The organism is Nocardioides sp., from assembly GCF_050699375.1.
In the GTDB taxonomy this organism is placed as follows: Bacteria; Actinomycetota; Actinomycetes; order Propionibacteriales; family Nocardioidaceae; genus Nocardioides.
On sequence record NZ_JBOHDN010000155.1, the window covers coordinates 1 to 5,926 of the forward strand.

The 5,926-nt window shown below is 68.2% G+C and carries 8 protein-coding genes; 5 read left to right on the plus strand and 3 right to left on the minus strand.

All coding sequences use genetic code 11. The features are described 5' to 3' along the window. Positions 1-199: 199 nt before the first annotated feature. Together ACRDPS_RS11500 and ACRDPS_RS11505 are read right to left on the minus strand one after the other, a co-directional pair. A complete protein-coding gene (locus tag ACRDPS_RS11500) occupies positions 200-1,588 on the minus strand; it encodes a class II fumarate hydratase (RefSeq protein ID WP_431501772.1) in 1,389 nt (462 codons plus the stop codon). Between the two features lie 19 nt (positions 1,589-1,607). Continuing rightward, entirely contained in the window at positions 1,608-2,294 is a 687-nt protein-coding gene (locus tag ACRDPS_RS11505; protein ID WP_431501773.1) for a spermidine synthase, read from the minus strand. A 36-nt stretch (positions 2,295-2,330) separates the two neighbouring features. Here ACRDPS_RS11505 and ACRDPS_RS11510 point away from each other — a divergent pair, with 36 nt between their 5' ends. From ACRDPS_RS11510 to ACRDPS_RS11530, 5 genes are read left to right on the plus strand one after another with little or no spacing between them, the layout of a single operon-like run. Continuing rightward, complete coding sequence (locus ACRDPS_RS11510; protein WP_431501774.1) at positions 2,331-2,525, plus strand: hypothetical protein; 195 nt, start codon at positions 2,331-2,333, stop codon at positions 2,523-2,525. Then, complete coding sequence (locus ACRDPS_RS11515; RefSeq protein ID WP_431501775.1) at positions 2,525-3,022, plus strand: DUF6328 family protein; 498 nt, start codon at positions 2,525-2,527, stop codon at positions 3,020-3,022. Before ACRDPS_RS11510 ends, ACRDPS_RS11515 begins: the two co-directional genes overlap by 1 nt. 60 nt (positions 3,023-3,082) lie before the next feature. Then, the gene (locus tag ACRDPS_RS11520) at positions 3,083-3,529 is read left to right on the plus strand and encodes an NfeD family protein (protein WP_431501776.1); all 447 of its coding nucleotides are present in this window, start codon (positions 3,083-3,085) and stop codon (positions 3,527-3,529) included. Positions 3,530-3,544: 15 nt separating this feature from the next. Then, positions 3,545-4,573 carry an SPFH domain-containing protein gene (locus tag ACRDPS_RS11525; protein WP_431501777.1) on the plus strand — a complete coding sequence of 343 codons (1,029 nt, stop codon included), beginning with the start codon at positions 3,545-3,547 and terminating at the stop codon, positions 4,571-4,573. 23 nt (positions 4,574-4,596) lie between these two features. Further along, entirely contained in the window at positions 4,597-5,109 is a 513-nt protein-coding gene (locus ACRDPS_RS11530) for an SPFH domain-containing protein (protein ID WP_431501778.1), read from the plus strand. A gap of 172 nt (positions 5,110-5,281) precedes the next feature. Here ACRDPS_RS11530 and ACRDPS_RS11535 read toward each other — a convergent pair. Then, a partial coding sequence (locus ACRDPS_RS11535) for an endonuclease domain-containing protein (protein ID WP_431501779.1) occupies positions 5,282-5,926 on the minus strand: 645 nt, incomplete at its 5' end.

The following is a 5,926-nucleotide window of genomic DNA, read 5'->3' on the forward strand; positions in this document are numbered from 1 at the left end:
CGGCTGTCCTGAGTGGGACAGTTGCGCCGACTCGGCTGTCCTGAGTGGGACAGTTGCGCCGACTCGGCTGTCCTGGGCGGGACAGTTGCGCCGACTCGGCTGTCCTGAGTGGGACAGTTGCGCCGACTCGAGCCGAAATCTTGGGACAGTTGCGCCGACTCGAGCCGAAATCTTGGGGCAGTTGCGCCGACTCGGTGGTTCAGGGGTGGGTCATCGACTCGACGTCCAGGGCTTCGTCGAGCTGGGCTTCGGTGAGGGTGCCGTTCTCCACGTAGCCCAGGGTCAGGACGGTCTCCTTGATCGTTCTGCCTTCGGCGAGGGCCTGCTTGGCGACCTTGGCGGCGGCCTCGTAGCCGAGGTACTTGTTCAGCGGGGTGACGATCGAGGGGGACGACTCGGCGTAGGCGCGGAGACGCTCGGGGACGGGCTCGATCCCGTCGACGGTGCGCTCGGCGAGGACGGTCATCGAGGTCGAGAGCAGGCGGATCGACTCCAGGACGTTGCGGGCCATGACGGGCATCGCGACGTTGAGCTCGAAGGCACCCGAGGCGCCGGCGGCGGTCACGGCGGCGTCGTTGCCGATCACCTGGAACGCGACCATCAAGGTGGCCTCGGGTACGACGGGGTTGACCTTGCCGGGCATGATCGAGGAGCCCGGCTGAAGATCGGGCAGATGGATCTCGCCCAGGCCGGCGGTGGGGCCGGACGACATCCAGCGCAGGTCGTTGTTGATCTTGATCAGGCCGACCGCGATCGTCTTCAGTACGCCGGAGAGCTCGACCAGCGAGTCGCGGGTGCCCTGGGCCTCGAAGTGGTTGCGGGCCTCGGCGAACGGCTGACCGGTGCGGTTGGAGAGGTCGTCGATCACGGCCTGCGGGAACCCGGCCGGGGTGTTGATGCCGGTCCCGACCGCGGTGCCGCCGAGCGCCAGCTCACGCACCCTCGGTAGCACAGCGTCCAGTCGCTCGGCCGCGTAGCGGACGGTCGCTGCGTACCCTCCGAACTCCTGGCCGAGCATCACCGGCGTCGCGTCCATCAGGTGCGTACGCCCTGATTTCACGAGCCCGGCGAACTCCTCGGCCTTCGCCTCCAGCGAGGTCGCCAGCACGTCGATCGCCGGCAGCAGCTGCTCGGTGACCGCGACGGCGGCAGCGACGTGGATCGCGGTCGGGAACGTGTCGTTGGAGGACTGGGACGCGTTGACGTGGTCGTTGGGGTGCAGGTCGCGACCTGCCCGGGCGGCCAAGGACGCGATCACCTCGTTGGCGTTCATGTTGGAGGACGTGCCGGACCCGGTCTGGAAGACGTCGATCGGGAACGCTTCGTCGTGTCGGCCCTCGGAGACCTCGCCGGCGGCCGCGATGATCGCCTCGGCCTTGTCGCCGGGCAGTACGCCGAGGTCGAAGTTGGCCTTGGCGGCGGCAGCCTTCACGTGGCCGATCGCATGGATCAGCGCCGGCTCGATCGGCGTGCCCGAGATGGGGAAGTTCTCCACGGCCCGCTGGGTCTGGGCGCGCCACAGCGCGTCCTTCGGGACCCGGACCTCTCCCATGGAGTCGTGCTCGATGCGAAAGCTGCTCTCGTCCATGTCTGATTCAACCCTTTGACTAGTTGGTGCCATTCCCGCTCGAGACCCCGCCGGCAGAGAGCCAGCCCACGTAGAGCCAGTACGTCTCCGAGTGCCCCTGCAGGTCGACGGGGTAGGAGAGCGCCTCGGTGTGGTCGAAGACCTGGCCCATCACCTCCAGCAGCGCCGGTGCCTGCGCGGCCGACCACACCACCACCGTGCCACCCGGAGCCGTCGCCTGTCGCGCATCTGCCAGCGCGGGCGCCTCGTACAGGGCCCCGTTGGCGTCATGGACCAGATATCCGGGTCCGTTGTCCACGTCGAGCAGCACGACGTCGTACGCCCGGGCCTCGCTCTCCCGCAGGACGACCGCGACGTCGGAGACCTCGATGCGTACGCGCTCGTCGTCGAGGAGGTCGGGGCCGTGAGGGATCCTCCCGGAGCGCATCCACTCGACCAGAAGAGGCTCGATCTCGACGACCGTCACCGCATCGACGCGCGGGTCGGTCAGCACGGCCTCGAGGGTGAACCCGAGACCGAGGCCACCGATGAGCACCCGGGTGGGATCCGGGTGCAGCTCGAGCGCGCGCGTCGCCAGCGCCTTCTCGGTCGAAGTCTCACGGGTGTCCATCACGAAGATCCCGTTGGCCCGCAGCTCCAGATGGCCGTCCGAGCGATGCCGCAGGGCCAGGCCCCCCTTGACGATCACCGATTCCGTCCCGCTCACGGTTCCATTGTGTCCGATGTGGGTACCGGAACGTTCATGAGCGATGAAAACGCGCAGTTCCCCGCCCGGCAGCAGGCGCCTCCCGGGCTCAGTGGCGAGATGGATCCGATCTGGACCCCGCTGCAGCCGGCGCCGCATGCGCCGGCGTTCGTCTTCCTGGCCTCCCCGGCCGACGCGTCCTACGTCTCCGGCACCGTTCTCGGCGTCACCGGGGGACGGCCGGTGTTCTGATGGCCGACGGCAGCCTCGAGGTCGGGACCGATGGTGGCAGCCCGGGCGAGCGCCCGGAGCAGCGGATCACCCGCAACTGGAACGAGCTCCTCCAGGAGCTGCGGGTGCTGCAGACGGGTGTCCAGATCCTCACCGGCTTCCTGCTCACCGTGCCGTTCTCGCCACGCTTCCCGGAACTGGACGACCAGCAGAAGACGATCTACCTCATCGTGCTGGTCGGCTCGGTCATCACCACCTGCCTCATCATCGCTCCGGTCTCCTTCCACCGGATGCTGTTCCGGCGCAGGCAACGTCCGTGGCTGGTGAAGGCCTCGCACATCTGCGCACGAGCCGGGCTGGCGTGCTTCGCCCTGGTCTCGGCGCTGGTGGTGCTGCTCGTCTTCGACGTCGTCGTCTCGTTCGGGGCGGGCGTGGCCGCCGCGGTGGCCGTGTTCGTCCTCTTCATCTCGCTGTGGGTGGGCCTGCCGTTGCTGAGCGGAAGAACCAACTCCCGCTGACCCCGTGTGATGACCACCACAGCCGGAGTACGCTGGTGGGAACCCGAGTCTGGTGGTCACATGTGGTCATTCTTCTGGCTGATCGTTGCGGTGCTTCTTGGAGTCGCCGAGGCGTTCACGATGACGCTGGCGTTCGCTTTCGTCGCCGGCGGGGCGCTCCTTGCCGCGGGCAGCGCCGCACTCGGCGCGCCGGTGCTGGTGCAGGCGCTGGTCTTCGTGCTCGCGGGCGGGGGCAGCGTGCTGCTGGTGCGACCGGTGGCCCGGCGCCACATGGCTCTGCCGCCGCCGTCGCGTGACGGCACCGACGCCCTGGTCGGACGTCAGGCGGTCGTCACCGCGGAGGTCAGCTTCTCGCACGGGCTGGTGCACCTCGCCGGTGAGGAATGGTCCGCCAGGCCCTACGACGAAGACCTGGTCATCCCGGTCGGTTGCCGGGTCGACGTGTACGAGATCGAAGGCGCGACTGCGCTCGTCCACCCGCGGGACCCGCTGTCGCTGTCACCTTAGAGAGGGACGTACGAGATGGAACTTCTGCTGATTGTGCTGGTCCTGGTCGCTCTGGTGGTCGGGGCGGTCGCCTCGACGGTGCGGATCGTGCCGCAGGCACGGCGATACAACATCGAGCGGTTCGGGCGTTATCGGATCACCCTCCAGCCGGGGCTGAACTTCGTGATCCCGCTGGTGGACCGGGTCAACACCAAGCTGGACGTACGCGAGACGGTCTACTCCTCCAACCCGCGACCGGTCATCACCGCGGACAACCTGGTGGTCAACATCGACACGGTGCTCTACTACCAGATCACCGACCCGCGGTCGGCCGCCTACGAGGTCGCGAACTATCTGCAGGCGATCGACCAGCTCACCGTCACCACGTTGCGAAACCTGATCGGATCGATGGATCTGGAGACCACCCTGACCTCGCGCGAGACGATCAACGCGCGGCTGCGTGAGGTGCTCGACGACGCGACCGGGAAGTGGGGGATCCGGGTCAACCGGGTCGAGATCAAGGCGATCGACCCGCCGACCTCGATCAAGGAGGCGATGGAGAAGCAGATGCGCGCCGAGCGTGACAAGCGCGCGACCATCCTGCACGCCGAGGGTGAGCGGGCGGCGCTGATCCTCACCGCCGAGGGCACCCGGCAGCGCTCGATCCTGGAGGCGGAGGGCACCCAGCAGGCCCGCGTGCTCGAGGCCGATGGTGAGGCCAAGGCGCTCGAACGGGTCTTCCGGGCGGTCCACGCCAACGACGCCGACGCCAAGGTGCTGGCCTACAAGTACCTCGAGATGCTGCCCTCGCTGGCCCAGCACGGCAACTCGTTCTGGGTCATCCCCGGCGAGCTCACCGAGGCGATGCGCACCGTCACGGGTGCCTTCGCCGACAACGCCTCGTCCTCGAAGTCTCCGAAGTCCGCGGAGAACGGCGACGATTCAAGGCAGACGCAGCCCCTGCCCGAGCCGCGGGCCGCGATCGAGCAGGCCGAGGCGGAGGCAGCCAAGGCGGTCGAGGAGGCCCAGGAGGAGTCCGCCCGCGCGGACCGGATCGTCGGCTGACGTACGCCGGTAGTCTGGCCGGCATGTCGCCGGGTCTCGTGGTCGTGCTGCTTGTAGTCGTGGTCGTCGTCGGGATGCTGAAGGGCATCAAGATCGTCCCGGCGGCGACATGCTTCGTGATCGAGCGCGGAGGCGCGTACAGGACGACGCTGGGGCCAGGCCTCAACACCGTCGTGCCGCTGCTCGACCGGGTCGTCGCTCGATTCGACATGCGCGAGCAGGCGCTGTCGATGCGGGAGCCGCTCGTCTGCCGCGACCACTACGTCTGCGAGGCGGTTCTGAACGTCTACTTCGAGTTCGAGGACCCGTCGATCGTCTACCGCGTCGACAAGCCCCAGCAGCAGCTCGAACGTGCCGTGCGTGAGGTGCTGCGAGAGTTCGCCGGAATCGTCGACCACGACGAGTTCCTTACCTCCGCCGAGCGCCTGAGGGACGTCGCGTACGACGCCACCCGCCGCTCTCGCGAGGACTGGGGCATCCGCGTCAAGCGCGTCGAGGTCACCGATCTCAGTGGCCCCGGCGTGGCTGCTCAGTGACCGCGACTCTCGACGCGAAGCCGGGGTTCGCTGAGCGTCTGTATCCCGGCGTGACGATGTGTCACCGCCGGTCCTCGGGGCCACGAGCGCCCGCCAGATGACTCGCGACACGCCATCGCTCGGCGCGTTGCCGGAGGATGCGGGGCCTCTTAGGGCCTCTTGGAGCCGCGGGTCAGGCGGCAGCAGGTCGCTGGGACAAGGCCATCTCGATGCACCTCAACACATACTCGGGCTGGAACATGACCTGGTCATAGGTGAAGCGCAGCACGATCCAGCCGTCGGAGGCGAGCATCGTATAGCGCTGGCAATCGCGGTCGTGCGCTTCTCTGTCCGCGTGGAATCCCCACGAGTCCGCCTCCAGGATGATGCCGTTGAGCGGGTCGACGAGATCGGGGTGCACCGTCAGCGCGCCGACTCGCACCTCGTACTGAGGGATGAACTCGAAGCCGGCAGCAGCGGTGATCGCGCGTAGGCCGGACTCGAATGCGTTGGCAGCCAGACCGTCGGCGTACGCGGCGACCTTCTGGACCTGCTCCTTGTTGCCGCCGCGCCAGGTGTGGCTGGCCGCGACGAGCCCCTCGTGCGTCATCGAGCCGTGGCGCAGAGCTGAGTCCGCGACGGTCAGCGCGCTGGCGAACGGCAGGTCGCGAGCGCAGAGCATGACGGTGAGCAGCGGCCCGGTGGACCAGCCGTCGAGGTCCTCGCGCCTGGCGTCGTACGTCCAGAACCTGGCCTTGCTGGTGGGCTGCTCCTGTCCGCTCGGCAGGAGGAGATGGGGCACGTTCGGGGAGGTGCGGACCTCCCAGCCATGATGGAG

What these genes read in the sequence shown, in the direction of transcription:
- ACRDPS_RS11500 (WP_431501772.1), bottom strand. Translation starts at nt 1,588, where the DNA reads ATGGACGAGAGCAGCTTTCGCATCGAGCACGACTCCATGGGAGAGGTC.
- ACRDPS_RS11510 (WP_431501774.1), top strand. Translation starts at nt 2,331, where the DNA reads ATGAGCGATGAAAACGCGCAGTTCCCCGCCCGGCAGCAGGCGCCTCCC.
- ACRDPS_RS11515 (WP_431501775.1), top strand. Translation starts at nt 2,525, where the DNA reads ATGGCCGACGGCAGCCTCGAGGTCGGGACCGATGGTGGCAGCCCGGGC.
- ACRDPS_RS11520 (WP_431501776.1), top strand. Translation starts at nt 3,083, where the DNA reads ATGTGGTCATTCTTCTGGCTGATCGTTGCGGTGCTTCTTGGAGTCGCC.
- ACRDPS_RS11525 (WP_431501777.1), top strand. Translation starts at nt 3,545, where the DNA reads ATGGAACTTCTGCTGATTGTGCTGGTCCTGGTCGCTCTGGTGGTCGGG.
- ACRDPS_RS11530 (WP_431501778.1), top strand. Translation starts at nt 4,597, where the DNA reads ATGTCGCCGGGTCTCGTGGTCGTGCTGCTTGTAGTCGTGGTCGTCGTC.